The sequence below is a fragment of the Pseudomonas sp. 2VD genome, from assembly GCF_005503585.1.
Classification (GTDB): Bacteria; Pseudomonadota; Gammaproteobacteria; order Pseudomonadales; family Pseudomonadaceae; genus Pseudomonas; species Pseudomonas aeruginosa.
Genome location: NZ_SCND01000005.1, coordinates 1 through 26,767, shown reverse-complemented (window position 1 = coordinate 26,767; position 26,767 = coordinate 1). Strand labels below are relative to the sequence as shown.

27 protein-coding genes and 1 pseudogene are annotated in these 26,767 nt (G+C 67.2%); 13 read left to right on the top strand and 15 right to left on the bottom strand.

The annotated features are described in order from the left end of the window. The first annotated feature begins 34 nt into the window (after positions 1–34). The 3 genes from FFS27_RS01140 (at position 35) to rarD (ending at position 2,928) form a co-directional block, all read left to right on the top strand. Complete coding sequence (locus FFS27_RS01140) at positions 35–793, top strand: TOBE domain-containing protein (protein ID WP_003084796.1); 759 nt, start codon at positions 35–37, stop codon at positions 791–793. A gap of 61 nt (positions 794–854) precedes the next feature. Further along, entirely contained in the window at positions 855–1,829 is a 975-nt protein-coding gene (locus FFS27_RS01135) for a serine/threonine protein kinase (protein ID WP_003084794.1), read from the top strand. Between the two features lie 202 nt (positions 1,830–2,031). Beyond that, positions 2,032–2,928, top strand: coding sequence for an EamA family transporter RarD (gene rarD / locus FFS27_RS01130; protein WP_003103301.1), 897 nt, complete (start codon positions 2,032–2,034; stop codon positions 2,926–2,928). A 689-nt stretch (positions 2,929–3,617) separates the two neighbouring features. On the opposite strand, the gene FFS27_RS01125 is transcribed toward rarD, so the two are convergent. Together FFS27_RS01125 and FFS27_RS01120 are read right to left on the bottom strand one after the other, a co-directional pair. Next, positions 3,618–4,133: a glycine cleavage system protein R gene (locus FFS27_RS01125; RefSeq protein ID WP_003084789.1), complete on the bottom strand. Its 516-nt coding sequence runs from the start codon at positions 4,131–4,133 to the stop codon at positions 3,618–3,620. A gap of 31 nt (positions 4,134–4,164) precedes the next feature. Beyond that, positions 4,165–4,608, bottom strand: coding sequence for a GNAT family N-acetyltransferase (locus tag FFS27_RS01120; protein WP_003084786.1), 444 nt, complete (start codon positions 4,606–4,608; stop codon positions 4,165–4,167). A 306-nt stretch (positions 4,609–4,914) separates the two neighbouring features. Here FFS27_RS01120 and FFS27_RS01115 point away from each other — a divergent pair, with 306 nt between their 5' ends. Continuing rightward, positions 4,915–7,092 carry a malate synthase G gene (locus FFS27_RS01115; protein ID WP_003129059.1) on the top strand — a complete coding sequence of 726 codons (2,178 nt, stop codon included), beginning with the start codon at positions 4,915–4,917 and terminating at the stop codon, positions 7,090–7,092. A 47-nt stretch (positions 7,093–7,139) separates the two neighbouring features. On the opposite strand, the gene FFS27_RS01110 is transcribed toward FFS27_RS01115, so the two are convergent. Together FFS27_RS01110 and FFS27_RS01105 are read right to left on the bottom strand one after the other, a co-directional pair. Beyond that, positions 7,140–7,583: a hypothetical protein gene (locus tag FFS27_RS01110; protein WP_009315086.1), complete on the bottom strand. Its 444-nt coding sequence runs from the start codon at positions 7,581–7,583 to the stop codon at positions 7,140–7,142. 51 nt (positions 7,584–7,634) lie between these two features. Next, positions 7,635–8,114 (bottom strand): annotated as a pseudogene (locus FFS27_RS01105) (alpha/beta fold hydrolase); the annotation flags it as partial. Positions 8,115–8,217: 103 nt separating this feature from the next. Here FFS27_RS01105 and FFS27_RS01100 point away from each other — a divergent pair. Further along, positions 8,218–9,156, top strand: coding sequence for a LysR family transcriptional regulator (locus FFS27_RS01100; protein WP_009315084.1), 939 nt, complete (start codon positions 8,218–8,220; stop codon positions 9,154–9,156). A 78-nt stretch (positions 9,157–9,234) separates the two neighbouring features. On the opposite strand, the gene FFS27_RS01095 is transcribed toward FFS27_RS01100, so the two are convergent. Next, positions 9,235–9,711: a GNAT family N-acetyltransferase gene (locus tag FFS27_RS01095; RefSeq protein ID WP_003084777.1), complete on the bottom strand. Its 477-nt coding sequence runs from the start codon at positions 9,709–9,711 to the stop codon at positions 9,235–9,237. A gap of 87 nt (positions 9,712–9,798) precedes the next feature. Here FFS27_RS01095 and FFS27_RS01090 point away from each other — a divergent pair, with 87 nt between their 5' ends. Beyond that, entirely contained in the window at positions 9,799–10,725 is a 927-nt protein-coding gene (locus FFS27_RS01090; RefSeq protein ID WP_021263096.1) for a LysR substrate-binding domain-containing protein, read from the top strand. Between the two features lie 347 nt (positions 10,726–11,072). After that, the gene (locus FFS27_RS01085; RefSeq protein WP_023100763.1) at positions 11,073–12,800 is read left to right on the top strand and encodes an NCS1 family nucleobase:cation symporter-1; all 1,728 of its coding nucleotides are present in this window, start codon (positions 11,073–11,075) and stop codon (positions 12,798–12,800) included. A gap of 33 nt (positions 12,801–12,833) precedes the next feature. Here FFS27_RS01085 and FFS27_RS01080 read toward each other — a convergent pair whose 3' ends face one another. The 3 genes from FFS27_RS01080 to FFS27_RS01070 all read right to left on the bottom strand — a co-directional run bounded on the left by FFS27_RS01080 (position 12,834) and on the right by FFS27_RS01070 (position 14,746). Next, positions 12,834–13,403, bottom strand: coding sequence for a TetR/AcrR family transcriptional regulator (locus FFS27_RS01080; protein WP_021263098.1), 570 nt, complete (start codon positions 13,401–13,403; stop codon positions 12,834–12,836). 49 nt (positions 13,404–13,452) lie between these two features. Further along, positions 13,453–13,857, bottom strand: coding sequence for a PaaI family thioesterase (locus FFS27_RS01075; protein ID WP_003084769.1), 405 nt, complete (start codon positions 13,855–13,857; stop codon positions 13,453–13,455). 139 nt (positions 13,858–13,996) lie between these two features. After that, positions 13,997–14,746 carry a glutathione S-transferase family protein gene (locus tag FFS27_RS01070; RefSeq protein ID WP_023100762.1) on the bottom strand — a complete coding sequence of 250 codons (750 nt, stop codon included), beginning with the start codon at positions 14,744–14,746 and terminating at the stop codon, positions 13,997–13,999. Between the two features lie 168 nt (positions 14,747–14,914). On the opposite strand from FFS27_RS01070, the gene FFS27_RS01065 reads away from it, so the two are divergent. From FFS27_RS01065 to fiuA, 3 genes are all read left to right on the top strand, one after another. Further along, positions 14,915–15,433, top strand: a complete 519-nt coding sequence (locus tag FFS27_RS01065) for an RNA polymerase sigma factor (protein WP_003084762.1) — start codon at positions 14,915–14,917, stop codon at positions 15,431–15,433. Beyond that, a complete protein-coding gene (locus FFS27_RS01060) occupies positions 15,430–16,401 on the top strand; it encodes a FecR domain-containing protein (RefSeq protein ID WP_023100761.1) in 972 nt (323 codons plus the stop codon). Before FFS27_RS01065 ends, FFS27_RS01060 begins: the two co-directional genes overlap by 4 nt. 103 nt (positions 16,402–16,504) lie before the next feature. Beyond that, a complete protein-coding gene (gene fiuA / locus FFS27_RS01055; protein ID WP_023100760.1) occupies positions 16,505–18,898 on the top strand; it encodes a TonB-dependent ferrichrome receptor FiuA in 2,394 nt (797 codons plus the stop codon). Between the two features lie 172 nt (positions 18,899–19,070). On the opposite strand, the gene FFS27_RS01050 is transcribed toward fiuA, so the two are convergent. After that, positions 19,071–19,928: a PP2C family serine/threonine-protein phosphatase gene (locus tag FFS27_RS01050; protein WP_003084748.1), complete on the bottom strand. Its 858-nt coding sequence runs from the start codon at positions 19,926–19,928 to the stop codon at positions 19,071–19,073. A gap of 85 nt (positions 19,929–20,013) precedes the next feature. Between FFS27_RS01050 and FFS27_RS01045 the strand changes: the two genes are divergently transcribed. Then, entirely contained in the window at positions 20,014–20,964 is a 951-nt protein-coding gene (locus FFS27_RS01045) for a Vgb family protein (protein ID WP_021263102.1), read from the top strand. Positions 20,965–20,982: 18 nt separating this feature from the next. Continuing rightward, a complete protein-coding gene (locus FFS27_RS01040; RefSeq protein WP_023100759.1) occupies positions 20,983–21,603 on the top strand; it encodes a glutathione S-transferase in 621 nt (206 codons plus the stop codon). Here the strand turns inward: FFS27_RS01040 and FFS27_RS01035 are convergent. From FFS27_RS01035 to rloA2, 6 genes are all read right to left on the bottom strand, one after another. Then, the gene (locus tag FFS27_RS01035) at positions 21,566–21,751 is read right to left on the bottom strand and encodes a hypothetical protein (RefSeq protein ID WP_003084739.1); all 186 of its coding nucleotides are present in this window, start codon (positions 21,749–21,751) and stop codon (positions 21,566–21,568) included. The genes FFS27_RS01040 and FFS27_RS01035 overlap by 38 nt on opposite strands. Beyond that, positions 21,748–22,050, bottom strand: a complete 303-nt coding sequence (locus tag FFS27_RS01030) for a hypothetical protein (RefSeq protein WP_003084737.1) — start codon at positions 22,048–22,050, stop codon at positions 21,748–21,750. Before FFS27_RS01030 ends, FFS27_RS01035 begins: the two co-directional genes overlap by 4 nt. 49 nt (positions 22,051–22,099) lie before the next feature. After that, a complete protein-coding gene (gene creD, locus FFS27_RS01025) occupies positions 22,100–23,458 on the bottom strand; it encodes a cell envelope integrity protein CreD (protein WP_003111757.1) in 1,359 nt (452 codons plus the stop codon). 102 nt (positions 23,459–23,560) lie between these two features. Continuing rightward, positions 23,561–24,985: a two-component system sensor histidine kinase CreC gene (creC, locus tag FFS27_RS01020; protein WP_003084735.1), complete on the bottom strand. Its 1,425-nt coding sequence runs from the start codon at positions 24,983–24,985 to the stop codon at positions 23,561–23,563. Continuing rightward, positions 24,985–25,674 (bottom strand): two-component system response regulator CreB, encoded by a 690-nt coding sequence (gene creB, locus FFS27_RS01015; RefSeq protein ID WP_004365157.1) that lies wholly within the window; start codon positions 25,672–25,674, stop codon positions 24,985–24,987. The genes creC and creB overlap by 1 nt, the downstream gene beginning before the upstream one ends. Positions 25,675–25,758: 84 nt before the next feature. Further along, on the bottom strand, positions 25,759–26,268 hold the full coding sequence (gene rloA2, locus FFS27_RS01010; RefSeq protein ID WP_003084733.1) for a retropepsin-like aspartic peptidase RloA2: 510 nt from the start codon (positions 26,266–26,268) through the stop codon (positions 25,759–25,761). A 142-nt stretch (positions 26,269–26,410) separates the two neighbouring features. Here rloA2 and FFS27_RS01005 point away from each other — a divergent pair. Beyond that, a partial coding sequence (locus FFS27_RS01005) for a 1-acyl-sn-glycerol-3-phosphate acyltransferase (RefSeq protein ID WP_171019177.1) occupies positions 26,411–26,767 on the top strand: 357 nt, incomplete at its 3' end.

The window sequence follows — 26,767 nt, the reverse complement described above, 5'->3', positions numbered from 1 at the left end:
TTCGCCGTATACGTCCGCTCATAGCGAAGCTTCCATGTCCGCACTCTCCACTCTCGCCCAGCACGTCACCCGTCGCCCGCAACGCATCGCCCTGCTCGCGCAGATCGCCGAACTGGGCTCCATCACCCGTGCGGCGAAGGCCGTGGGCATCAGCTACAAGGGCGCCTGGGACGCCATCGACGAACTGAACAACCTGGCCGAGCGTCCGCTGGTCGAGCGTAGCGTCGGCGGCAAGGGCGGCGGCGGCGCCCGGCTGACCGCCGAGGGCGAACGCCTGCTGGCTCTCTACCGGCGCCTGGAAGCCTTGCAAGCGCAGGTGTTGCAGGCCGCGGAAGACGCCGAGGACCTCAACCTGATCGGCCGCCTGATGCTCCGCACCAGCGCACGCAACCAATTGCACGGGCGGGTCCTGTCGATCCATGGCGAAGGCTTCCACGACCGCATCGCCATCGAGCTGCCAGGCCAGCAACGCATCGAGGCGCTGATCACCCGCGCCAGCACCGAGCAACTCGAACTCGGTCGCGGCCGCCCGGTACTGGCGCTGATCAAGGCCGGCTGGCTGGACGTCGGGCTGGAACCGCGCGAGGACCAGCCGAATCAGTTGCACGGCACCCTGGAGGAAATCCTCGCGGCCAAGGCCGGTCCCAGCGAGGTGCGCATCGCCCTGGGCAGCGGTCTTACCCTCTGCGCGCTGCTGTCCGGCGAACGCCTGGCCAGCCTGGGGCTGAAGAAGGGCCAGAAGGTGATCGCCTCCTTCGATCCAGCCCAGGTCCTGCTCGGCACGCCGCTGTGAACCTGCCGGCCCGCGCCGGCTTGCGTACACTAGGGGTCTTTCGAGCCTTGGATGCCCCGTCATGTCCCATCCCTTCGACCAACTGACCCCCGACCTCGTCCTGGATGCCGTGGAAAGCCTCGGCTATCTCAGCGACGCACGGGTGCTGGCGCTCAACAGCTACGAAAACCGCGTGTACCAGGTCGGCATCGAGGACGGCGAGCCGCTGATCGCCAAGTTCTACCGACCGGACCGCTGGAGCGACGCGGCGATCCGCGAGGAGCACGCCTTCTCCGCCGAGCTGGCGGAATGCGAGGTGCCGGTGGTGGCGCCGCTGTCGCGCGACGGCGAAAGCCTGTTCGCATTCTCCGGCTTCCGCTTCGCCCTGTTCCCCCGGCGCGGCGGGCGCGCGCCCGAGCCGGGCAATCTCGACCAGCTCTACCGCCTCGGCCAGTTGCTCGGCCGCCTGCACGCGGTCGGCGCCACGCGGCCGTTCGAGCACCGCGAGGCGCTCGCTGTGGATAACTTCGGCCACGCCTCGCTGGCCACCCTGCTGGAAGGCAATTTCATCCCCAGGAGCCTGCTGCCGGCCTACGAGTCGGTCGCCCGCGACCTGCTGAAACGCCTCGACGCCCTGTTCGCCGAGGTGCCCTACCAGCCGATCCGCCTGCACGGCGACTGCCATCCAGGCAACCTGCTGTGCCGCGACGAGGTCTACCACATGGTCGATCTCGACGACTGCCGCATGGGCCCGGCCCTCCAGGACCTGTGGATGATGCTCGCCGGCGAGCGCCACGAACGCCTGGCGCAGATTGCCGAACTGGTCGACGGCTACAACGAGTTCCACGACTTCGACCCGCGCCAGCTACCGCTGCTCGAAGGCCTGCGCAGCCTCCGCCTGATGCACTACAGCGCCTGGCTCGCGCGGCGCTGGGACGACCCGGCGTTCCCGCCGAGCTTCCCCTGGTTCGGCAGCGAACGTTACTGGGGCGAGCAGGTGCTGGTGCTGCGCGAACAACTGGCGGCGCTGGACGAGGAACCGCTGCGGCTGTTCTGAGCCTCCTGCGGACAGGGCGAATGGCGCGCGGCGCTATCCGTCCCGCCGCGGGGCAGGCGAGGGAACGGCAAGTGTGCCGGTGCTTTTCCGCGGGAACTGTGCGCAGACAAGCCCGCCACCCCCCTACTAGAATTCACAGGTCATCCGCTCGTGCATGCCGTGCACGGCCATTCTTACCTGCCTGACGTTTCAAGGATTCTCCATGGCGACCGCCAACCTCCGTCGGGGCTATGTCCTCGGCCTGACGGCTTATGTGATCTGGGGATTGTTCCCGCTCTACTTCAAACTGCTCGAACGCATTCCCGCGGTGGAAATCATCGTCCAGCGCGCGGTCTGGTCGGCCCTGTTCGGCGCCGTCCTGCTGCTGTTCTGGAAACACCCGGGCTGGTGGCGCGAACTGCGCCAGAATCCGCAGCGCTTCGTCGTGCTGGCCGCCAGCGGACTGCTGATCGCCAGCAACTGGATGACCTATGTCTGGGCGGTGAACAACGGCCACATGCTGGAAGCCAGCCTGGGCTACTACATCAATCCGCTGATCAACGTGATGCTCGGCATGTTGCTGCTCAAGGAACGCCTGCGTCCTCTGCAATGGCTGGCGGTGGCCCTGGCTTCGCTGGGCGTGGCGCAGCAGGTCTGGCAACTCGGCAGCCTGCCCTGGGTGTCGCTGGTGCTGGCCCTGACCTTCGGCTTCTACGGCCTGATCCGCAAAAAGGCGCCGGTCGCCGCGCTGCCCGGACTGGTGGTGGAAACCTGGCTGCTGCTGCCGCTGGCGCTGGTCTGGTTGCTGTTTTTCGCCGACGGGCCGACCAGCGAAACGGCTTTCTGGAGCACCCCGGAAGCCCTGTGGGTGGTCGCCGCGGGCCCGGTGACGCTGGTTCCGCTGGTCTGCTTCAACGCTGCGGCAAGGCACCTGCCCTACGCCACCCTGGGCTTCCTGCAATACCTGGCGCCGACGCTGGTCCTGCTACAGGCGATCCTGCTGTTCGGCGAGCATCTGGACTCCAGCCGCCTGACCGCCTTCGCTTTCATCTGGCTCGCCCTGGCCGTCTACAGCTTCGACGCCTGGCGCAGCCTGCGCCGCCTTCCCCAGCCGGGCTGACGTTATCCCCAGGCTTGCGGAACTCCGCAAGCCTGGCGAAAAAACACGCACTCCTTCCTATCCCCCGCCAATACTGACGCTCAGCGATCCACCCCAGGCTTTTCCACAGGTTCATGCACGTACTTTGTGCATAGACCTGCCTTCTCCTCCCCGCAGGCGCGTGGATAACTCGTCGGAAGAAGCCCTGCAAAGCGCCTGATCAGTCTTTGAGCACACCGCTGTATGCCAGTATTACCAAGGGTTACACCGATATACACAAGGCTTATCCACAAAGCTGCCCAAGGCTTTTGTGAGCAACTGTGGATGAACCGGAAGAGCCATCGATCAAAAAACGTACGGATTCTTGGACTGCCGATGGATAAAGGCCTGCATGGATTCTTCCCCGGCTTACCCACAGACTGCTCCACGTTATTTGTGCACAGGGGCAATAACAGCGGCGAAGGTTAATCCACAAGCAAAAGCGCAAGAGAGGCTGCTCAGAAAACGATCAAACCCTTGTATCGCCCATGGATAAAGACCTGCAAGGTTATCCACACAGAATACCCACAGGCTGGTCCACCTGGCTTGGGAATAACCGCAACGTAGCTGGTCAAAAAACGCGCTACGACCTCCAAGCCTCGCGGCGCCTGGGTTTCAGGGTTTCACCCAAGGCTTTTCCACAGGCCCGTCCCCGGCTTTCCTGAACAACTTCAGGACGCGTCCAGCACCAACTCCACCATCAGGTCGTCGGCCAGGTCTTCCAGTCGCTCGCGCAGGGTGTCCAGCGACAGGGTCAGCGGCACCGCCAACAGCGCATCGGCATGGAACAGCGGTTCGCTGCTCATCGGCGCCGGGCGCACTTCGGTGGACAGGCTCTCCAGGTTCACCCCGTGCTCGGCCAGCAACCGGGTGATGTCGCGCACGATACCGGGGCGGTCGTTGCCCACCAGGTCGAGGTGGATAGGCTTCCAGTTGCATACCGGCTCGATCCCGCTTTCCGCCAGGAGCACGCGAATGCCGTGGCTGGACAGGCCCTGTAGCCCTTCCACCAGTTCGTCGTAGCCCTCCGCCGGCACGGCCACCCGCAGTATCCCGGCGAACTGCCCGGCCATCCGCGACATGCGGCTTTCCAGCCAGTTGCCGCCGTGGGAGGCGATGCATTGGGCGATGCGCTCGACCAGGCCGGGATGGTCGGTGGCGATCACGGTCAGGACCAGGTGATCCATGAGCTTGCCTCCTGCTGGGACGAATGGGAGTTCAGAGCTGCAGCCAGTAAGTGTAGAACTGTTCGTCACGGACATAGCCGAGGCGCTCGTAGAGCGACTGCCCGGCGTGGTTGGTCTTCGCCGTCTCCAGTTGCAGGCCGCAGGCGCCCATGCTTTCGGCGAAACCCCGGGCCTGGTTCATCAGGGCCTCGCCGACGCCCTGGCGGCGCGCCTCCGGACGGACGTAGAGATCGCTGAGCAGCCACGAAGGTCGTAGCGCAAGGGAGGCGAACAGCGGATAGAGTTGGACGAAGCCCAGCGCCCGCGCCTCGGCATCCCTGGCCAGGAACAGGGTCGAATCGCCCTGGCGCAGGCGCTCGGCGAGGAATGCGCGGACCTGCTCTTCCGGCGCCGGCACTTCGTAGAAGTCGAGGTAGGCGGAAAACAGCGGAACCAGGTCGGCGAGATCGGCGAGGGATGCGGCATGGACGGGCATGGCGAGGCTCCTGGGGCGATTCCGGGAGTATAGGCAAGGCGCTCGCAGCGCAGTGAAACATCCTGCGACGCCGCGCCGCAGTTGGGCTCGCGATAAATCGTGTACTGTTTTTAGATTTATCTGGAACAAAGTACAGTTTTTTTGCGAACATTGAGCCTGGCCAACGTGACCGTGAAGCGTCATCCAGTCGTAACGCGACGCGTAACCACTGATTTTTCCCGCGGCATCATGTAGTATGCCGCGGCTCGGACTACAAGGCCGTGCGGCCCGGGTCCAGAGCTGGTCTAGAGCAGAGTGAGGCAAACAATGACTGAACGCGTTCAAGTCGGTGGCCTGCAGGTCGCCAAAGTCCTGTTCGACTTCGTGAACAACGAAGCCATCCCCGGAACCGGCGTCTCTGCCGACACGTTCTGGACCGGTGCGGAGGCCGTGATCAACGACCTGGCGCCGAAGAATAAAGCCCTGCTCGCCAAGCGCGACGAACTCCAGGCCAAGATCGACGGCTGGCACCAGGCTCGCGCCGGCCAGGCCCACGACGCCGCTGCCTACAAGGCCTTCCTCGAGGAAATCGGCTACCTGCTGCCCGAGGCGGAAGACTTCCAGGCCGGCACCCAGAACGTCGACGACGAGATCGCCCGCATGGCCGGCCCGCAGTTGGTGGTGCCGGTGATGAATGCGCGCTTCGCCCTCAACGCCTCCAACGCCCGCTGGGGCTCGCTGTACGACGCGCTCTACGGCACCGACGTGATCAGCGAAGAAGGCGGCGCCGAGAAAGGCAAGGGCTACAACAAGGTTCGCGGCGACAAGGTCATCGCCTTCGCTCGCGCCTTCCTCGACGAGGCCGCGCCGCTGGAGTCCGGCTCCCATGTCGACGCCATTTCCTACAGCGTGAAGAACGGCGCGCTGGTCGTCGCGCTGAAGAACGGTAGCGAAACCGGCCTGAAGAACGCTGGCCAGTTCCTTGCCTTCCAGGGCGACGCCGCCAAGCCGCAAGCGGTACTGCTCAAGCACAACGGCCTGCACTTCGAAATCCAGATCGACCCGAGCAGCCCGGTCGGCCAGACCGATGCCGCAGGCGTGAAGGACGTGCTGATGGAAGCCGCCCTCACCACCATCATGGACTGCGAGGACTCGGTCGCCGCGGTCGACGCCGACGACAAGGTAGTGATCTACCGCAACTGGCTGGGCCTGATGAAAGGCGACCTGGCCGAGGAAGTCAGCAAGGGCGGCAGCACCTTCACCCGCACCATGAACCCGGACCGCGTCTACACCAGGGCCGACGGTTCCGAACTGACCCTGCACGGCCGCTCGCTGCTGTTCGTGCGCAACGTCGGCCACCTGATGACCAACGATGCGATCCTCGACAAGGACGGCAACGAAGTGCCGGAAGGCATCCAGGACGGTCTGTTCACCAGCCTGATCGCCATTCATGACCTGAACGGCAACACCAGCCGCAAGAACAGCCGCACCGGCAGCGTGTATATCGTCAAGCCGAAGATGCACGGTCCGGAAGAAGCCGCCTTCACCAACGAGCTGTTCGGCCGCGTCGAGGACGTCCTCGGCCTGCCGCGCAACACCCTGAAGGTCGGCATCATGGACGAGGAGCGCCGCACCACCGTGAACCTGAAGGCCTGCATCAAGGCGGCCAAGGATCGCGTGGTGTTCATCAACACCGGCTTCCTCGACCGCACCGGCGACGAGATCCACACCTCCATGGAAGCCGGCGCCGTGGTGCGCAAGGGTGCCATGAAGTCGGAGAAGTGGATCGGCGCCTACGAGAACAACAACGTCGACGTCGGCCTGGCCACCGGCCTGCAAGGCAAGGCGCAGATCGGCAAGGGCATGTGGGCCATGCCCGACCTGATGGCCGCCATGCTCGAGCAGAAGATCGGCCATCCGCTGGCCGGCGCCAACACCGCCTGGGTCCCGTCGCCGACCGCCGCGACCCTGCACGCCCTGCATTACCACAAGGTCGACGTGTTCGCCCGCCAGGCCGAGCTGGCCAAGCGCACCCCGGCCTCGGTGGACGACATCCTGACCATTCCGCTGGCGCCGAACACCAACTGGACCGCGGAAGAGATCAAGAACGAGGTGGACAACAACGCCCAGGGCATCCTCGGCTATGTCGTCCGCTGGATCGACCAGGGCGTCGGCTGCTCCAAGGTGCCGGACATCAACGACGTCGGTCTGATGGAAGACCGCGCCACCCTGCGCATCTCCAGCCAGCTGCTGGCCAACTGGCTGCGTCACGGCGTGATCAGCCAGGAGCAGGTGGTCGAGAGCCTCAAGCGCATGGCCGTGGTGGTCGACCGGCAGAACGCCAGCGACCCGTCCTACCGGCCGATGGCGCCGAACTTCGACGACAACGTCGCGTTCCAGGCCGCCCTGGAGCTGGTGGTGGAAGGCACCCGGCAGCCGAACGGCTATACCGAGCCGGTCCTGCATCGCCGCCGCCGCGAGTTCAAGGCGAAGAACGGGCTGTAGGCCGTTCGCCGCAGCGCAACGAAAAGCCGCCCCGAGGGGCGGCTTTTTCATTTCTTCGGGTAGCCATGCACACGCTCCCAACAGTCGTCACGCAGCTCCTCGGCATGGCTACGGATGCTGCCCCAACCGTTCTGCCGCAGCGCCTCCCGGGCCTCTCGACGTACCGCCTGCCATCCGGGGTGGGCATAGATGTCGAAGTCGAAGCAGCCCAGCGCTTCCTCGGGCAGCTCGTTGCACAGCGCCCAGACACGCCTCAAGGCATCGCGAAAACTCCCGGCCTGGTGACCCGGACAGCCTTCGAGCCACTCGTGCAGCGGCACGATCTTCTCCGACCAGGTAGAGCAGCCCGGGCAACTGCCGATGGTCTCTCTCTGCATGGCACCGTCAAGGGCCAGGAAATCGAGCGCCAGGAACGCCTCTGCGCTGAGCAGGACCCATCGATGCTCATCCTGCCCGTACCACGTCCAGATGAAACTGCCCGGCTCGTTCATGTCGGCTCCTGCGCCGAGGGAAAAGCCGCGACGATAGCCTAATCAGGCTGCGCCGAGAAAGCTCAGCACCGCGCCTTCGAACGCCTGCGGGAACTCGACGTTCGACAGATGCACGGCGATGCGCTCGTCCCACTGCGCCGCCGGGCCAAGCCAGGCCGAGGTGTTGGCCAGCACCAGCCGCTCGATCCGCTGCGGCGCATGCAGCGCCAGCCACTGGCCGACGATCCCGCCCAGGGACAGGCCGAGGAAATGCGCGCGCCGAACCTCCAGCGCGTCGAACAGCTCCAGTACGTCCTCGCCCAGCCGGGCCAGGGTATAGGGCCCCGGCGGCACGCTGGAGGCGCCATGGCCACGGGCGTCGTAGCGCAGGACGCGGAAGTGCCGGGTCAGTGCCGGGAGTTGTGCATCCCACATGTGCAGGGTGGTACCGATGGAGTTGGAGAGCGCCAGCAGCGGTTTCTCCGCCGCACCGTCCAGGCGATAGGCGAGGCTGGCGCCATCGCTGGTAGCGAGAAAAGACAGGTTGCCCATGGGAGCCTCCGGGGTCAGGGTGATTGCCATGCACGCCAGGCTAGTTGCGACGGCCCCTGGGAAAAACTACAAAGAATGGAACGACTCTGTCAGGGAAGCTGACATGCACGATTTCACCCTCCACGACCTCCAATGCTTCGACGCAGTGGTCGACGCCGGCGGCTTCCAGGCCGCCGCACAGCGCCTGCACCGCTCCCATCCGGCGGTGTTCGCCGCCGTTGCCAGGCTGGAGCGCCAGCTCGGCCTGGTGCTGCTGGAACGAGGCGGCTACCGGGTCGGCCTGACCGCCGCCGGTCGCTCCTTCCACCAGCGTGCCCAGGCCCTGCTCTACGAACTGGAAGGGCTGCGGGGCCACGCCGCGCACCTGGCCCAGGGCGAGGAAAGCGAGCTGCGCGTGGTACTGGGCGACCTCTGCCCGCCGCGCCCGGCCCTGGCGCTGCTCGCAGGGTTCTTCGGCAGCCAGCCGCAGACCCGCCTGCAACTGCTGTTCGAAACCGTCAGCGGCCCGCTGGAGCGCCTGCTGGACGGCGAGGCCGACCTGATCCTGCATCGCGTGGACAAGTCCGACCCACGCCTGGAATGGCTCGACCTGTGCAGGGTCGGGCTGGTCCCGGTCATCGCGCCGGGCCTGCTCGGCGATCCTCCGCCGCGATCGGTGCGCCCGGAACAACTGCGCCCCTTCGCCCAGTGCGTGATGCGCGACAGCGCCCGCCATTCGCCGCCGACGGACTATTTCATGCTCGCCGGCGCGCGACAGTGCAGCGTGCCGGACCAGCGAACGAAGAAAGAGGTGATCCTCCAGGGCCTCGGCTGGGGGCACCTGCCGGACTTCCTGGTCGACGAGGAACTGGCCGACGGCCGCCTGCTCGCCCTGGCCGGGCCGCATCTGCCAGGACGCAGCGAAGAGGTGGTGGCGGCGCGCCGGCGCGATCGCGCGCAGGGCCCGGTAGCGGAACGCCTGTGGGCGTTCCTGCGGGACAACGCTACGACGTTGCGGGGGAAAAGCGGCGACAGGGCGGAGGGCGCCAGGCGTCCTCGGTGAAAAGCTGGCGGATATCGCCAGGCGCTATTCGCCCTACCCCCACGCACTCCCCCGGCATCAACGCCGGCTTGCCGCCAGCTACTCCGCCATCTTGCGCAACGCCTCGCCATCCAGCCGGTAGCGCACCCACTCGTCCTGCGGCAGCGCGCCGATGGAGCGGTAGAAGTCGATGGCCGGCTGGTTCCAGTCCAGCACGCTCCACTCCAGGCGTCCGCAGTCGTTGGCCACGGCCTCGCGGGCCAGCTCGCGGAGCAGCCGGCGACCGGCGCCGACGCCACGGTACTCAGGGGTGACGTAGAGGTCTTCGAGGTAGATGCCGTTGCGCCCCAGCCAGGTCGAGTAGCTGTAGAAATACACCGCATAGCCGATCGGCCGGCCTTCGCTCAGGCACATCAGCGCGCGGGTCGGCGAGCCTTCGGCGAACAGGCTGCGGCGGATGCCTTCGACATCGGTGACCACCTCATGGCGGGCGCGCTCGTAGTCGGCCAGTTCGATGATGAAGGCAAGGATCTGTTCGGCGTCGGCCGGTACGGCGGGACGGATTTCGAGAGTCATGGGCAACCTTCCGGTGGGGGATCCGGCCATCCTAGTGCGCCTGCTAAGATGCATGAAGTGCATTCTTCTCATCGGCAACTGAATAACATGCATCCCCTGCTGCGCCGCCTCGATCTCAACCTCCTGCTTGTCTTCGACGCCCTGTATCGCCACCGCAACGTCGGCACCGCAGCCAGCGAACTGGCGATCAGCGCCTCGGCCTTCAGCCATGCGCTGGGGCGCCTGCGCCAGGGGCTGGACGACGAGCTGTTCCTGCGCCAGGGCAACCGCATGCAGCCGACCCAGCGTGCCGAGCACCTGGCCGCTGCGGTGGCCGCCGCCCTGCGCGCCCTCGGCGAGGGGCTGGAAGAGTGGCGGCCGTTCGTACCGGGACAGAGCCAGCGCACCTTCGTCTTCGCCGCCACCGACTACACCGCCTTCGCCCTGCTTCCGCCGCTGATGAACCGCCTGCAGCACAGCGCGCCCGGAGTGCGCCTGCGCCTGGTCAACGCGGAACGCAAGTTGTCGGTGGAGGCCCTGGCCAGCGGGCGGATCGATTTCGCCCTCGGCTACGACGAGGAACACGAGCGCCTGCCCGAAGGCATCCAGGCCCATGACTGGTTCGCCGACCGCTACGTGGTGGTAGCGCGGCGCGACCACCCGCGCCTCGCCGGGGCGCCGACGCTGGAGGGCTACCTGGCCGAACGGCATGCGGTGGTGACGCCGTGGAACGAGGACAGCGGGGTGATCGACCGGCTGCTGGCCCGCTCCGGCCTGCGTCGCGAAGTGGCGGTGCAACTGCCGACGGTGCTGGCGGCGCTGTTCCTGGCAGGCTCCACCGATTTCCTGCTCACCGCTCCGCGACATGCCGCACAGGCCCTGACGGAAGCCGCCGGCCTCGCCCTGTATCCCGCGCCGTTCGACATTCCGCCCTACGTGCTGCGGCTCTACAGCCACGTCCAGCATGCCGGGCGTGATGCCCATGCGTGGATGATCGGGCAGTTGAAGGGCCTGGATATTTCCCGGACGGGCTGAGCTTCGCGCCGCGCACCGTCGACGGGCGCGGCGGTAACACTGGGCACAATTATTGTGCACAATTTTCCCAATACGGCCTCCTGGCGTCCCGCTTTTTTCCCCTCTCCCTCGTCCGTCCGCATAAGCCTATGAATCGGTTCGAAATTCTTACCTGATCGAAGCAACAGCTTTTTCCCAAGCGGTTTCAGGGGCTTGCCGCCGAAAGGCCGGTTTCCGCAGAGCGCGGAAAATTCGATCGAGAATCGGTTGGCACACAACTGGCTTAAATATTCGAAATTCTTGTATACAAAAACAACAGACGAACCCGACCTCGCGCCGAGTTCTTCCGACTGCCGGAGGAGACCGCCATGTCCAGCACCCCGAAGCCGCCCGCCTCGCCCCGCGAGTTTTCTCCCTCGCTGCTCGACCTCGGCACCCTGGAAAGCCTCGACAGCCTGCCGCGCGCCGGTCAGCGGAGCGCGGAGTTCTCCGCCTCGCTGCTCGACCTGGGCACTCCGGCCAGTCTCGATTGCCTGCCACGCGCCGGGCTGCGCGCAGCGGAGTTCTCGGCGGCGCGCCTGGACCTGGGCACTCCCGCCAGTCTCGATTGCCTGCCCCGCGCCAGCCATCACGCCGGCCCCGAACTGCCGCCGCTGAGCCCGCGCCTGTACAGCGCCGATCTCGCCCCGACCAAGGCCGAAGGGCGCCGCTGGGGACGCTACAGCCTGTTCGCGCTGTGGACCAACGACGTGCACAACATCGCCAACTACTCCTTCGCCATCGGCCTCTTCGCCCTCGGCATGAGCGGCGCGCAGATCCTCGCCGCGCTGGCCCTGGGCGCGCTGATGGTCTACGGGCTGATGAACCTGTCCGGCTACATGGGCCAGAAGACCGGGCTGCCCTACCCGGTGATGTGCCGCATCGCCTTCGGCATCCACGGCGCACAACTCCCCGCGCTGATCCGCGCGGTGATCGCCATCGCCTGGTTCGGCATCCAGACCTATCTCGCCTCCATCGTCCTGCGCGTGCTGCTGACGGCGATCTGGCCGGGGCTCGCAGCCTACGACCAGGACGCCATCCTCGGCCTGTCGAGCCTGGGCTGGGCGACCTTCGTCGCCATCTGGTGCGTGCAACTGCTGATCTTCGCCTACGGCATGGAGATGGTGCGTCGCTACGAATCCTTCGCCGGACCGGTGATCCTGCTCACCGTCGCCGCCCTCGCCGCCTGGATGTACCTGCGCGCCGGCGCCTCCATCGCCTGGTCCAGCGGCGAACCCATGAGCGGTTCGCAGATGTGGTTGAAGATCTTCGGCGGCGCGGCGTTCTGGGTGACCCTGTACGGCACCATGATCCTGAACTTCTGCGACTTCGCCCGCGGCTGCCCGGACCGGCGCACCATCAGCGTCGGCAACTTCTGGGGGCTGCCGGTGAACATCCTGCTGTTCGGCCTGTTCGCGGTGGTCCTCGCCGGCGCCCAGTTCAGGATCGACGGCCAGCTCATCCAGAGCCCCACCGACATCGTCGCCGCGATCCCCGACACCCTCTTCCTGGTGCTGGCCAGCCTGGCGCTGCTGATCGTCACCGTGGCGGTGAACATCATGGCCAACTTCGTCGCCCCGGCCTACGTACTCACCAACCTGGCGCCGAACCTGCTGAACTTCCGCCGCGCCGGGCTGATCAGCGCGACCATCGCGGTGCTGATCCTGCCCTGGCACCTGTACAACAGCCCCGGGGTGATCCTCTACTTCCTCGGCGGCCTCGGCGCGCTGCTCGGCCCGCTGTACGGGATCATCATGGTCGACTACTACCTGGTGCGGAAAGGCCGGGTGAACCTGCCGGAGCTGTACACCGAAAGCCGCGCCGGCGCCTATCACTACGCGCGAGGGGTGAACCCGCGGGCCATCGCCGCGTTCGTCCCGGCGGCGATCATCTCCACCCTGCTGGCGTTGTTGCCGGCATTCGCCGAGCTATCGCCGTTCTCCTGGTTCTTCGGCGCCGGCCTGGCCGGCCTGATCCACTACGCCCTGGCCAAGCGCCGCGTGGCGTACCGCGAAGTCTCCGGCGAAGCGATCGCGGTGGACAGCGTGCAGCACTGACGGATACCTGGCCGGCCTGGGCGCGACACCCGCCTAGGCCGGCAGTAGCGCCTGCAATTCTTCCTCGATCGCATCCAGCGCCTGGAACGACCGCTCGACGCGGGCCACCGCGACCGCCCCCTCCAGCGCCGCGAGGATCAGCCAGGCGCGCGAGGCGGCGAGCTTTTCCGCCAGTCCGTCGGCGCGCAACGCACGCTCGATGCTGGCGTGCCAGGCGCGGAGCGCCCGGCGGCATTCAGCGTGCACCGGGGCCAGCTCGGCGTCGATGCTCAGGCTGGTGGAAAGCACCGGGCAGGCCTCTTCGAAACGCGAATGCTCCAGCCAGCCACGCAGGGTCGTGGTGAACTGGCGGAGGACGTTGCGCGCATGGGGGGCCTGGGTTCCGGCGCGGTCGAGGAAGGACGCCACCTCGTCGGCGACGAAGCCGATCGCGGCGCTGGCGATCTGCGGCTTGCCCTCGGGGAAATAGTGATAGAGCGAGCCTTTCGGCGCCTCGGCGCGAGCGATGATGTCGCTCAGCCCGGTGCCGAAATACCCGCGGCTGGCCAGCAGCGAGGCGGTGGCATGGACGATCCGTTCGGCGGCATTGGACTTCTTCGGCAAACCTGACTCCCCAACTCACGGCAGACGACCGGGCAAGCATGCCCGAGCCTCAGGGCAGATGAAACACGCCGCTGGCGCTGGCCACCAGGCGCTCGCCGCTGTGCAGCCGGGCCGAGGCGAAGGCCATGCGCTGGCCGAGCTTGTCGACCCGGGTATGCACCTCCAGCCAGTCGCCGACCCGCGCGACCCCGCAGAAGTCCAGGCGTAGGCCGACGGTGACCATCGGCTGCGGCGGTTCGCGGGAGAACGCCATGGCATAGCCGAGGCCGACGTCGGCCAGGGTCGAGAGCAGGCCGCCGTGGGCGGTGCCACCATGGTTGCAGTGCTTTTCGTCGATGCGCAGCGCCACCACCAACTGGCGCTGGGCGTCGTGCCGGCAGAAGAAAGGACCGAGCAGGTCGAGCAACGGACTGCTGCGGAACAGCGGCTGGAATCCTTCGGGGACGTTCATCACGGTGCGGCCTCCGTCTTATATAGACTGGTCTATATAAAATATGCCCGGACGCTGGATCCACCAGCGCCGCGAAGGTCTTATCCAGGCGTTGAATGGCGCTTCATCAGGACGGCGCCCAGGGCGCCGCCCACTCTCCCTCTCAGCGGCTCATCGGACCGCGCACCGGCCGCTCGCGGGCATGGCTGGTCTCGCTGAGCGGCGCGCCGGCCTCGCGCAGCGCCTGGCGCTGTTCGGCGACCGGGGTCTGCGCGGTGGCCTTCTCGAAACGCGCCAGATGCTGGAAGGCCGGCAGGGAGAAGGCGTCGGCCAACAGACGCGCCAGGCGCGGCCAGCGCTCGCCGTCGACCTGGTAGCGCGCCAACTGGGCATTGCGGAACAGGCAGGCGACGGCGACATCGGCGATGGACAGCTCGCCGAACAGCCAGCCGCTCGGCGGGATCCGCCCTTCCAGGTAATTGCAGATCGATGGCAGGTCTTCGTCGTAGGTGCGTTGCAGGATCGCCTGGTCGGGTTCGCGCTGCCAGATGCCACGGTTGATCACCAACTGGTGGAACAACTGCCAGATGATCACCTGGCCCAGCCGCGAATCGGCGTACTCCTCCAGCCAGCGGGCCTGGGCGCGCTGGCCGATGTCGACGGGATACAGGCTCGGCTGCGGGTAGCGCTCCTCCAGGTACTGGCAGATCACGCTGGAATCGTTGAGGACGAAGTCACCGTCCACCAGCACCGGAATCTGGCGCAACGGACTGAGGCGCTCGAAGGCCGCGTCGCCGAAGAACGGCACGATGGGGTCGATGCGGTAGGCGATGCCTTTCAGTTCCAGCAGCACCAGCACCTTGCGCACATAGGGGGACAGATAGGAACCGATGATCAGCAAAGGTTCGGCCACGGCGAGACTCCTGTTCTTGTTATGGGAACGCCGATCCTCCGGCAAACCGGTGGGACGACTCAAGTGGCTTCCCGACGGACGCCAATTGCAGGGATAGTCGCACTTTGCGATCATTTGCGAATAATTCTCGTTTTTCCATTCAATCCCGTTTCGGGATGGGGAGCGGCCGTGTCGGCGGGTGACGTCAGCAACAGCGAATTCGTGGGTAGCCTGTACCGGGACCACCGCGGCTGGCTGCTTGCCTGGCTGAACCGCAACCTCGGCTGCCGCCAGCGCGCCGAAGACCTCAGCCAGGACACCTTCGTTCGCCTCCTCGGCCGCCCGGAGCTGCCCGGCCTGCGCGAACCACGCGCGTTCCTGGCGAAGGTGGCGCGCGGCCTGATGATCGACCACTTCCGCCGCGCCGCCCTTGAGCAGGCCTATCTCGCCGAACTGGCGCTGGTTCCGGAAGCGGAGCAGCCTTCGGCCGAAGAGCAGTACCTGATTCTCGAGGATCTCCGCGAGATCGATCGCCTGCTTGGCACGCTGTCGCTGAAGGCGCGCAGCGCGTTTCTCTATAGCCGCCTGGACGGCATGCCCCACGCGGAGATCGCCGAGCGTCTCGGAGTCTCGGTGCCGCGCGTGCGCCAATACCTGGCCCAGGGCCTGCGCCAGTGCTATATCGCCCTCTACGGAGAGCCCCGGTGAGCGCCGACGATCGTCATTCGCCGGTACGCGCGCGGGTGCTCGACGAAGCCATCGCCTGGCAATTGCTGCTCGACTCCGGCGAAGCCCATCCCGACGATCACCGCGCCTTCCACCGCTGGTACGCGGCGCATCCCGAACACGAACGCGCCTGGGAACAGCTCGGCGGCCTCGACCGGCACCTGGCGAGAGCCGCCAACGGGCCGGCGCGCAACGCCCTGCTGACCGGCAACGCACGCTTCAAGCGCCGCCTGCGCCGGCTCGGCGGCAGCGCCCTGGGGCTAGTGCTGGCGCTGGGCGTCGGGCTCGGCGTGGCCAACCGCTACGTCCCGGTCCGCTACCTGCTGGCCGACGCTTACAGCGCCACCGGCGAACAGCGCGAGCTGACCCTCCCGGATGCCACCCATGTGCGCCTGAACAGCCGCAGCGCCATCGACGTCCGCTTCGACGGCGAACGCCGCCAGGTCGTGCTACTGGCCGGCGAGATCCTGGTGGAAACCGCCCATGGCGACCCGCGCCCCTTCGTGGTCAGCAGCGCCGATGGCGACATGCGCGCCCTCGGCACGCGCTTCCTGGTGCGCCGCGAGGAACCCGGCACGCGCCTCACCGTGTTGCAGTCGGCGGTGGCCGCGCGCGCGGAAACGCTCAGCGAAGAGCGTGTGATCAAGGAAGGCCAGCAGGTGCTGATCCTGCCGCAAGGCCTGCAGGCCAGCGAAGCGGCCCCGGCCCTGGCCGGCGCCTGGGCACAAGGCATGCTGGTGGTGGAGAACGCCCGGCTGGCCGACCTGGTGGCGGAACTGGGGCGCTATTCGCCGGCGCTGCTGCGGGTCGACCCGAGCATCGCCGACCTGCGCGTCACCGGCAGTTTCCCGCTGAAGGACACCCGCCTCGCCCTTCAGGCTTTGGAGCCGAGCCTGCCGGTGCGCAGCGTGAGGCACAACGCCTGGTGGTTCGAAGTGGTGCCACGCTGAACCGAACGGGCCGGCGAAAAATTTTTCCCGCCGGCCCTATCACTTTTTCCGACTCGTCCGGCAAGGAGGCATTGAGACTCGTTTCCATCCAGGAGCCCCGCACATGCCCCGCCCGACGTTCCGTCCCGGCCTGCTCGCCCTAGCCATCGCCCTCGCCGTTCCCGCACCGTTCCTCCACGCCGCCCCGGCCGAACAGGCCAGCGTGCGCGACTACCGCATCGCCGCCGGGCCGCTGGCAGGCACCCTGAACCGCATCGCGGCCCAGGCCGGCCTGGTCCTCGCCCTGGACCCGGCGCTCGCCGAAGGACGCAGCGCCCACGCCGTACAAGGTCGCTTCGACGCGCCCGGCGCATTGCGCGAAGCGCTCAAGGGCAGCGGCCTGGAGCTGGTGGAAAATGCCGGCGGCACCTACAGCCTGCGCAAGGTGCCGGAAGACACCCTGTCGTTGCAGGCGATGACGGTCAGCGGCGCCGAGGAAGACCCACTGGGGCCGACCAGCGGCTACGTGGCCAAGCGCAGCATGACCGGGACCAAGACCGATACGCCGATCCTCGAGACCCCGCGCTCGATCTCGGTGGCGACCCGCCAGCAGATGACCGACCGCGCCGTGCACAACCTCGACGACGCGGTGCGCTACATGCCCGGCGTCGTCGCCAGCAGCTTCGGCAGCGACACCCGCTCCGACTGGTTGAAGGTGCGCGGCTTCAAGCCGACCCAGTTCCTCGACGGCCTGCCGATGGCGGTCGGCGTCTACAACAACCCGAAGCTGGAAACCTGGAACCTGGAGCGTGTCGCCCTGTTGCGCGGCCCGGCCTCCTCGGTCTACGGCCAGACCCCGCCCGGCGGCATGCTCGACATGGTCAGCCTGCGTCCGCAGAACGTCACCAGTCACGAGGTGAAGGCCGAGGTCGGCAACTACAACCACAAGCAGGTCAGCTTCGACAGCACCGGCCCGCTCGACGACGAGGGACGCTTTCTCTATCGCATCTCCGGCGTGGTGCGCGACAGCAACACCCAGGTCGACCATATCGACGACAAGCGCTACAACATCGCCCCGAGCCTGACCTGGAACATCGACGACGACACCAGGCTGACCTTCCTCGGCCAGTTCAACCGCGACGATACCGGCATCACCAGCCAGTTCCTGCCGCTGCGCGGAACCAAGTACGACGCGCCGTTCGGCAAGGTTTCCCACCACAAGAACCTCGGCGACCCGGACTGGGAATACTACGACCGCACCTACTACTGGCTGGGCTACGCCTTCGAGCGGCGGATCAACGATGTCTGGCAGTTCCGCCAGAACCTGCGTTACCTGCGCAACGACCTGTCGTTCCAGGCGGTTACAGCGGGCACAGCTCATGCCGACGGCACACTGGAACGCAGCACCACCTCGGTGGATGAAGACGTCAGTCAGTTCGTAGTAGATAACAACTTCCAGGCCGACTTCGAAACAGGCGCCCTGCGCCACACCCTGCTGCTAGGCCTGGATCACAACCGCACCGACAATCAATACACATCAATCTTTGGCAGCGCGCCGCCGAGCAACGTCAACAACCCGATCTACGGCCAGCCGATCGTCAAACCGGATCGTTCGACGGCCTTCTACGACTACAAGCAGAAGACCTACCAGACCGGCCTCTACGTCCAGGACCAGATCGCCCTCGACAACTGGCGCCTGACCCTCGGCGGTCGCGAGGACTGGGTGCACACCGGGGCCACCTTCTACAACAAGGGCGACGCCACCAATACCAGCCGCGACAAGAAGTTCAGCGGCAACGCGGCGCTCAGCTACATCTTCGACAATGGCGTGGCGCCCTACATCTCCTATGCGGAGTCGTTCCAGCCCACCACTGGCGCCGATATGAACAGCACCAGTTCGCTGAAGCCGACCGAAGGCAAGCAATGGGAAATCGGTGTGAAGTACCAGCCGGTGGGCTCCGACTCGCTGTTCACCGCCGCGGTCTATGACCTGCGCCAGGAGAACGTCAGCGTGTCGCAGAACATAGGCGGCACGCCGGTCACTTCGCAGACGGGCGAAGTGAAGGTCTCCGGGATAGAGCTGGAAGCCACCAGCAACGTCACCGACAACCTGAAGTTGATCGGCGCCTATAGCTACGCCGACACCGAAGTGAAAAAAGGCCAGTACGCAGGCAACCGCCTGCAACAGGCGCCGCGCAACCAGGCCTCGCTATGGGCCGACTACACCTGGCACGAGGGTGCGCTGAACGGTTTCAGCGTGGGTGCCGGCGCCCGCTACGTAGGCTCGACCTACGGCGACCAGGCCAACACCTACGACGGCTACGCCGGCTCGTACACCCTGTACGACGCCGCCGTGCGCTACGACCTGGGCCAATTGAACGGCAGCCTGAAAGGCGTCAGCGTGGCGGTCAATGCCAACAATCTGTTCAACAAGGACTACCTGGCGTCCTGCGACGGCTACTACTGCTACTACGGCGACCAGCGCAGCGTGGTGGGCAGCGTCAGCTACAAGTGGTGAGCGACGCGTCACAGGTGCGCAACGGCGGATAACCGCTTCGCGGTTATCCGCCCTACCGCAGAACGTACCTTCCGGGCACCGGATGCCCTCCTCCCGCCTGTGGGAGAGGGCCGGGATATCGGCAGCCGGCGCATCGGGGAGGAGCTGCATTCCGGGCGCCGGAGATCGTCGTTCACCCCGCGATCCGACCCCACAGCGCGCTGGCGTCGTCGTGGATCTTGAAACGCGGGAAAGCCAGGGCCTGGTCGTCGCCCTGTTCGATCTCGCGCAACTCGTCGAGCATGGCGCTCACTCCGACGTCCTCGAGGCGCCGCAGCAACTGTTCGTCGGTATAGCGGCGGAAAGGCTCGACCAGCCGGTCGAAGCCGTCGGTCATCAGCACGAAGGAACGCAACGCGGCGAGCGGCAAGGTCTCGCGCTGCACCTGGCCGAGCCAGCGGTCGCTGATGTCCAGCGCCCAGTAGCCCTCGGGCTTGTTCATCAGCAGGCGGTTCTGCCGCACGCGCGGGCGGCTGGCCTTGAACAGTTCGGCGTGATCCCACTGCGGATGTTCCTCGCGCATCCGGCAGAAATGCGCCAGGGATTGCCGATCCAGTTCGTACAGGGCCGAATCGCCGAAGCTGCGTACCTGGCCGTCGGCGCCTTCGACGAGAATCCGGCTGTCGCCGATGTTGAGCAGTTCGATTTCTCCGCCGCGAATCCGCAGCAGGCTCAGGCAGGCCGCCGGCATGTCTTCGAGGTCGTGCCAGTCGCGGCCGCTCTGGGCGCGGAAGTCGCCCTGGATATCGTTGAGCAGGCGCCGCAGCAGGGTCTCGCTGGATTGCTCGGGCTCGACTTCCAGCAGCAACCGCAGGTGCCGGTCCACCGCCTGGGCCAGCCAGCGCGCGTCGCTTTCCACGCCCAGCACGCTGCGACCGATGCTGGTGGCACCGTCGATCACCCAGGCGGCCTGCGCCGTGCAGCCCAGCGCATCGTCGTTCACCGCGCCCCCCGCGCGGCATTCCGCCCCGAGTATTTCCACTGTGGCCATTCGCAGTTCCTCCTATGCTCAATGCGCTGCCAGAATAGCAAGACAGAGCCTTTCCACGTTCCGCTCGTCGTTCCGGGAGAACCGTATGCGTCACCTGCCCTACCCGCTGCTGGGCCTGTTCCTGGCCCTGTCGTCGACCGGCGCCGCCCTGGCCGGCGAACAGTACTACCCGCTGGACAAGGGCTCCGCGCCCTACGCGGTCGCGCCCAGTGCACAGGGTGCGGTCTGGTACGGCGCGGACGGCGGGCATTCGCTGGGGCGCCTCGACCCGACCAGTGGCGAGAGCGTGCAGGTGCCGCTCGGCGAAGGCTCGCGGCCGCGAGCCATCGTCAGCGACGAGAGCGGCAACGCCTGGGTGCTCGACAGTGGCCTCAACGCCATTCTTCGCGTCGGCGGCGAGCGCCTGGGCAGCGAACGTTTCCCGCTACCGGCCAAGGCCGCGCCGGCCGGGCTCGAGTCCGCGGTATTCGACGACGACGGGCGCCTCTGGTTCACCGGCAGCCGCGGTTTCCACGGTCGCCTCGACCCAGCCAGGCGCCTGGTGGAGGTCTGGCCCTCGCCCCAGGGCAAGGCGGCGAACGGCATCTGCGTCACCCCGGACGGCGAGGTCTGGTACGCGCAGGACGACGCGCTGGTGCATGTCGATCCGCTCGACGGCAGCGCCGAGCGATTGCCCGCGCCTGAAGGCACGAAGGCCTTGCGCGGCATCGGCGCCGACTCCATCGGCAGGCTCTGGGCCAGCGACAGCGGTGGCGCCCGGCTGTACCGCTACGATCCCAGCGATGCCTCGTGGCAGAGCTGGCCGCTGCCGGACAGCCAGGCCCGCCCGGACAGCCTGCGGGTCGACGCCATGGACCGTGTCTGGCTGCACGACGCCGCCAGCGGGGCGCTCTTGCGTTTCGACAGTGGGCAGGCGACATTCCGCGTCCTGCCCAGCGACCGGCCGGCGCCCGGCAACGCCCTGCTCGGCGGTCGCCCCGGAGAAACCTGGAGCGCCGAGCCTGCCGCCGATCGTCTGCGCGTCGTCCGCGACTGATCCTTCCAAGGAGCCCGCATGAGCGCTACCCATACGCTGTTCTACGCCGCCGCCTCGCCCTTCGTGCGCAAGGTCCTGGTCCTGCTCCACGAAACCGGCCAACGCGAGCGCGTGGCGCTCGAGGAAGTCACGCCGACGCCGGTCGCGCCCATCCGGCAGCTCAACGCCAGCAACCCGGCCGGCAAGATTCCCGCCCTGCGCCTGCCGGACGGCCAGGTGCTGCACGACAGCCGGGTGATCTGCGACTACTTCGACCAGCAGCACGTCGGCGAACCGCTGATCCCCCGCGAAGGCAGCGCCCGCTGGCGACGCCTGACCATCGCCTCGCTGGCGGACGCCGTCCTCGACGCCGCGGTGCTGTCCCGCTACGAGACCTTCGTCCGCCCCGAGGAGAAGCGCTGGGACGCCTGGCTCGAGGCACAGCGGGAAAAGATCGCGCGGTCCCTGGCATGGCTGGAGAGCGACTGCACCGCCGAACTGCAGGCGCGCTTCGACATCGCCGCCATCGGCGTCGCCTGCGCCCTGGGCTATCTCGACCTGCGCCAGCCGGAGTGGGACTGGCGCGGCCGCTACCCGCGACTCGCCGCCTGGTTCGCCGAAGTCAGCCAGCGCCCGTCGATGCAGGCCACCCGCGCCTGACCCCGAGGCCCGCCGACGCCTGCTGCCGCCGCAGGCGCTCAGCGCGTTGCAGCCAGGCCGCCGAGGGGCCGGGGAACAGCAGGCCGATCCGCGCCGCCAGGCGCTCACCGTCGCGACGGTCGTCGCGCAGGCCGACATAGCCGTTCATTTCCAGCACACCAGGCGGAACAGCAGCAGGCCCAGCAACAGCGCGCTCTGTCCGAGCCCCATGCAAAGCTCCAGGAAGGAGCGCACGTGCGGATTGCCGGCGGCGCCCTCGATGCCGCTGAGGCCTTCCCAGAATCCGTCCGGCATCAGCACCAGCATGGCGTGGGCCAGGGGCTTGCCGCTGGCGATCCAGTACTCGATCAGGCCGAACTTGCCGAAGAACAGCAGGAAGATCAGGATCACACCGCTGACCAGCAGGCCGAGGGCGGCACAGAGGGTGAACTCGAAGAACAGGCGCATGGTTTTCCTCCTTGGAAATCGGCGGCGGCCGGCGCCGCCGCCCTCGTCGTCAGGCCTTGGCGGGTACGGCTGGGAGGTCCTTGCGGCCGACCCCGTACCAGTCCAGGCGGCGGGTCAGCACCATCACCGCGGCAAGCACCGCGAACAGCAGCAGCGAGCCCATCAGCAAGGCGTAGTCCTCCGCGCTCAGCAAGCCGTAGAGCAGGCCGTACAGCCCTGCCAGGCCGACGCTGAAGCCCAGCCCTCGGGCCACGCTGCGCAGGACGAAGCACAGGTAGAAGCCGATCAGGCCGACGCAGGCTCCGGCGGAGACCAGGTAGGCCAGCTCGAAGCCGACGTGCTCGGCCAGCGACAGCAGCAGCAGGTAGAAGAACGCCAGCGCCAGGCCGACCAGCGCGTACTGGATCGGGTGTACCGCCAGGCGCTTGAGCACCTCGAAGAGGAAGAATCCGGCGAAGGTCAGGGTGATGAACAGCAGCGCGTACTTGATCGCGCGGTCGGCCTTCAGGTACTGGTCCACCGGATCGACCAGGCCGACGCCGAAGGCGCGCGCCTGGAAACCGTCGCAGCGCTGCTCCTCCACGCAACTGCGCAGCGCCTCTTCCATGTTGGTGGCGAAGAAGCTGGTCTGCCAGCGCGCGGTGAAGCCCTGGGCGGTGATCTCCCGCTCGCTGGGCAGGAACTCGCCGCCGAAGCTCGGGTGCGGCCAGTCGGCCTTCAGGATGACCTGGCTGTCGCGGCCCACCGGCACGATGTCCAGCCGCTCGCTGCCGAGCAACGACAGGTCGAAGGCGTACTCCAGGCGCTGCGCCTGGCGCCCGTCGACGCCTTGCAGCGGTGCGTGCACACCGCTGCCGAGCAGGCCGACCCGGCTACCCGGCTCGAAGTCGACGCTGGTACCGTTGAGGGACAGGCGCAGGGCATTCTCGATGCCGCGGATGTCGCTGATACCCATCGCCAGGAACGGCGTTTCGAACTGGTAGTCCTCCAGGTCTTCTTCGATGCCATAGTGCGCAGGCACCTGGAAGTAGCCGGCGACCTTGTTGTCGACGTGGTACAGGCGCGCCTGGTAGATGCCGCGGTAGCGCAGCTCGGTGCGCATCTGCCCGTCGAGGGCGAAGCGGTCGGGCAGGAAGTACAGCTCGCCGCGCTGCTCGCGCTCCTGCAACACGCGCTTCTCGGTCTTCTCCTCGGTGACCCACTCGCGCACCGTCCTGCGGTACGGCACCACCAGCAGCGGGCCGGTGAGGCGCTGGCTGTAGCTGGAGCTGCGGGCGATATCCTGCAGCACGCCGTCACGAACCTCCTGGCGATCGCGGATCAGGCCGTCGATCATCAACAGGGGAATCAGCAATAGCAGGATGAGTAGGGCGATGGCGCCGAGCTTGTAGGCCAGCGTGCGGTTCATGGGGGGACTCTCCGTCGGGGTGATGGCGGAAAGTCTGCGGCGCCGCGATGGCGGGCTTCGGGTCGCCGTGTGGAGAGTCGATGGAGTTTCCGTGGAGACGCCTCAGCCGCGCGGCAGCCAGAGCAGCGCCTCGACGCCATCGTCGCGGTTGCCGACCTGCAACCGGCCGCCATGCAGTTGCGCCACCTCGGCGACGAAGTTCAGTCCCAGCCCGGTGCTCTTGCGCCCGCTGGCCGGGCGCGGCAGCGAGTAGAAGCGTTCGGTGAGGCGCGCCAGGGCGTAGTCGGGAATCGCCGGCCCCTGGTTGAACAGGCGCAGGGCGATACCCTCGCCGTCGGCCTCGGCGAGCAGGCGAAGGATGCCGCCGGGCGGGGTGAAGTCGAGGGCGTTGTCGAGCAGGTTGGCCAGCGCCTGGCGCAGCAGGAACTGCTCGCCGCGAACCTCGCAGGGACCTTCCAGGCGGTTCTCCACCCGCAATCGCTGGCGCTGGATACGCGCCGCCTGGCCTTCCAGCAGGGACGCGGCGATCTCCCGCAGGTCGACCTTGCCGACCTCCTCCAGGCCTTGCCGCTGCTCCACCTGGGCCAGGCTCAGCAGGCGCTCGATCAGTTGTTGCAGGCGCTCGCTCTCGCCGGCGATGTTGCCGACGAAGCGCGCCCGCTGCTCGGCCGGCATCTCGCCGTCGAGCAACTCGGCGGCGCCACGGATCGCCGCCAGCGGGCTCTTCAATTCGTGGGTCAGGGTATGCACGTAGCGCTCGACGTAGTCCTTGCCCTCCAGTTGCGTGCGCATGCGTTCCACCGCGTCGGCCAGTTGCGCCATCTCGCCGCCGCGATAGCGCGGCAGCTCGGCGCGGCGCCCCTCGCTGACCGCCTGGGCGTACTGGGTGAGGCGCCGCAGCGCGCCGCTGAGCCACCAGGAGAGCAGCCCGCCGACCAGCAGGCCGAGGGCGATCAGCCCGGCGCCGAGCCAGGCCAGGCGCCGCTGCGAACGGTCGATGTAGGGTTGCAGGCTGCTGTTCGGCTTGGCCACCGAAACCACCCCGATGATCTTCCCGGCATCCTTGATCGGCGCCGCCACGTACATCACCGAGGAATCCGGGTCGTCCGGGTCTTCGCGGCTGGAGCGCGCGCCGTACTGGCCACGGAGAGTCAGGTAGACGTCGTTCCAGCGCGAATAGTCCTGGCCGACGGCCACCCCGGCGGAGTCCAGCAGCACCTTGCCGCTGGCGTCGGTGACGTAGATGCGGTGGTTCACCGCCTCCTTGCGCAAGCCCCAGATATCCGCCTGCGGCACCCGCTTGCCGTAGTCCTCGAGCATCTCCGGCAGGTCGCTCTGTGCCAGGGTGCCGTTCTTCACGTCCTGGCGGAGGATCTCGGCGAGCAGGTTGGCGGTGTCCACCAGGGTTTCCTCGGTGGACTGGCGCACGCCGGGGCGCACTTCGTCCATCACCGTGCTCAGCACGAAGTAGCCGGTGAGACCGACGAACAGGAAGTAGACCAGGAAGATCCGAACGCCGAGCGGCATCAGGCGTGGTCCGGGCTGTAGCTGTAGCCCAGGCCGCGATGGGTCTGGATCGCTTCGCCGCGTTCGTTCACCTGGCGCAGCTTGGCGCGCAGGCTCTTGATGTGGCTGTCGATGTTGCGCTCGTAGCCGGCCTCGCTGGCGACGCCGAGGGCGTCGAGCAACTGCTCGCGGCTGAATACCCGCTCGGGCTGCCCGAGCAGCGTCTGCAGCAGGCGGAACTCGTGGCGGGTGAGGTTGAGCGGGGTGTCGCGGTAGTGGATCCGCACGCGCTCCTCGTCGACCTGGAACGGCCCGCTCGGCGCGGCCTCTTCCAGCGCCGCCGGGCGCGGCGCCATGCGCTTGAGGATGGCCTTGACCCGAGCCGCCACCTCGCGCGGGCTGAACGGCTTGACCACGTAGTCGTCGGCGCCGATCTCCAGGCCGACCACGCGGTCGATCTCGGCATCGCGCGCGGTGAGGAAGATCACCGGCACCTCGGAGAACCGCCGCAGGCGCTTGCAGGCCTCGAAACCGCTGATGTCCGGCAGACCGACGTCGAGGATCAGCAGGTCCGCCGGCTGGCGCTCCTGCAACACCAGCGCCTCGCCGGCGAGGGTCACCCAGGTGGTGGCGAAGCCTTCGGCCTGCAGGGCGTAGAGCAGGGTGTCGGCAATCGCGGCTTCATCTTCGACGATTAGGATATGCGGCATGGCGTGACGGCGGCTGACGGGAATGCCGGAACGGTGCCGCAAGCCGGCGCGCGCGTCAATCGCGCCGCCGGTGGCGTAGGACGCTTACTTGCAGGTGGGCTTGTCGGCGACGAAGCGCTCGGAGGGATCGACCGCGACGTGGAATTTGCGCAAGCCCTTGGTGCCCATCAGGAACGGATAGTTGAAGGCGCTGCGGTCGGTGAGGTTGACCTCGATGGTCTTCATCGCTCCGCCCAGGCAGACCTGCAGGTCGATCACCGGGCGTTCGCTCAGGCGGTCCTCATCCTCGTCCTCGCCGTTGCGGTTGTCGGCGCGGTTCTTGATCTTGCCGATGCGCGCCAGCTTGTGCTCGAACACCGAGCCGTCGGCCTCCTTGGTGGCCAGGCGGAAGCGCACCCACTCCTCGCCGTCGCGCTGGAACAGCTCGATGTCCTTGGCCGACAGCGAGGAGGTGTAGGCGCCGGTGTCCATCTTCGCCTGCAGGGTGCGGTCCAGCTCCGGCAGGGAGACCCATTCGTAGCGGCCGTAGAGGTTGGGCTCGGCGGCGAGGACCGGCAGGGCGAACAGCGAGAGCAAGGCAAGGGCACGCTTCACGCGGGCATCTCCTGAAGTGATACGAGGTCCACATAGGACTAGCACGGCGCGGTTTCGTTCGCCACGCCGGCGGCTTGGGCGGCGCGGCGCGGATGCGTATGATGGACCGCGTCGACCCACACCCAGGACAGGGAAACCAACCATGCGGGAACTGTTGACCGGCCTGACCAGCAGCCTTCTGCTGCTTCTCAACACGCTGATCCTGATCGGCCCGATGATGCTGATCGCACTGCTCAAGCTGGTGCTCCCCGGCCAGCGCCTGAAGGACCTCTGCTCCAGGGGCGTGATGTGGATCGCCGAGACCTGGGCGGAGATCGACAAGTGGATCTTCGCCACCTGCACGCCGACGGTCTGGGACGTGCGCGGCGCCGGCGACCTGCGCCAGGACACCTCGTACCTGGTGGTGAGCAACCACCAGTCCTGGGTCGACATCCCCGCGTTGATCCAGGTGTTCAACCGGCGCACCCCGTACTTCAAGTTCTTCCTCAAGAAGGAGCTG

Excerpts from the sequence above, each read along its gene's own strand:
- FFS27_RS01095 (WP_003084777.1), bottom strand. The coding sequence starts at position 9,711 with ATGACTCTCGAAATCCGTCCCGCCGTACCGGCCGACGCCGAACAGATC.
- FFS27_RS01100 (WP_009315084.1), top strand. The coding sequence starts at position 8,218 with ATGCACGATTTCACCCTCCACGACCTCCAATGCTTCGACGCAGTGGTC.
- FFS27_RS01125 (WP_003084789.1), bottom strand. The coding sequence starts at position 4,133 with ATGGATCACCTGGTCCTGACCGTGATCGCCACCGACCATCCCGGCCTG.
- FFS27_RS01120 (WP_003084786.1), bottom strand. The coding sequence starts at position 4,608 with ATGCCCGTCCATGCCGCATCCCTCGCCGATCTCGCCGACCTGGTTCCG.
- FFS27_RS01030 (WP_003084737.1), bottom strand. The coding sequence starts at position 22,050 with ATGCGCCTGTTCTTCGAGTTCACCCTCTGTGCCGCCCTCGGCCTGCTG.
- creD (WP_003111757.1), bottom strand. The coding sequence starts at position 23,458 with ATGAACCGCACGCTGGCCTACAAGCTCGGCGCCATCGCCCTACTCATC.
- FFS27_RS01050 (WP_003084748.1), bottom strand. The coding sequence starts at position 19,928 with ATGGCCACAGTGGAAATACTCGGGGCGGAATGCCGCGCGGGGGGCGCG.
- FFS27_RS01045 (WP_021263102.1), top strand. The coding sequence starts at position 20,014 with ATGCGTCACCTGCCCTACCCGCTGCTGGGCCTGTTCCTGGCCCTGTCG.
- FFS27_RS01035 (WP_003084739.1), bottom strand. The coding sequence starts at position 21,751 with ATGAACGGCTATGTCGGCCTGCGCGACGACCGTCGCGACGGTGAGCGC.
- creC (WP_003084735.1), bottom strand. The coding sequence starts at position 24,985 with ATGCCGCTCGGCGTTCGGATCTTCCTGGTCTACTTCCTGTTCGTCGGT.
- FFS27_RS01110 (WP_009315086.1), bottom strand. The coding sequence starts at position 7,583 with ATGAACGAGCCGGGCAGTTTCATCTGGACGTGGTACGGGCAGGATGAG.
- FFS27_RS01040 (WP_023100759.1), top strand. The coding sequence starts at position 20,983 with ATGAGCGCTACCCATACGCTGTTCTACGCCGCCGCCTCGCCCTTCGTG.
- rarD (WP_003103301.1), top strand. The coding sequence starts at position 2,032 with ATGGCGACCGCCAACCTCCGTCGGGGCTATGTCCTCGGCCTGACGGCT.
- fiuA (WP_023100760.1), top strand. The coding sequence starts at position 16,505 with ATGCCCCGCCCGACGTTCCGTCCCGGCCTGCTCGCCCTAGCCATCGCC.
- FFS27_RS01135 (WP_003084794.1), top strand. The coding sequence starts at position 855 with ATGTCCCATCCCTTCGACCAACTGACCCCCGACCTCGTCCTGGATGCC.
- FFS27_RS01090 (WP_021263096.1), top strand. The coding sequence starts at position 9,799 with ATGCATCCCCTGCTGCGCCGCCTCGATCTCAACCTCCTGCTTGTCTTC.
- FFS27_RS01085 (WP_023100763.1), top strand. The coding sequence starts at position 11,073 with ATGTCCAGCACCCCGAAGCCGCCCGCCTCGCCCCGCGAGTTTTCTCCC.
- FFS27_RS01140 (WP_003084796.1), top strand. The coding sequence starts at position 35 with ATGTCCGCACTCTCCACTCTCGCCCAGCACGTCACCCGTCGCCCGCAA.
- creB (WP_004365157.1), bottom strand. The coding sequence starts at position 25,674 with ATGCCGCATATCCTAATCGTCGAAGATGAAGCCGCGATTGCCGACACC.
- FFS27_RS01115 (WP_003129059.1), top strand. The coding sequence starts at position 4,915 with ATGACTGAACGCGTTCAAGTCGGTGGCCTGCAGGTCGCCAAAGTCCTG.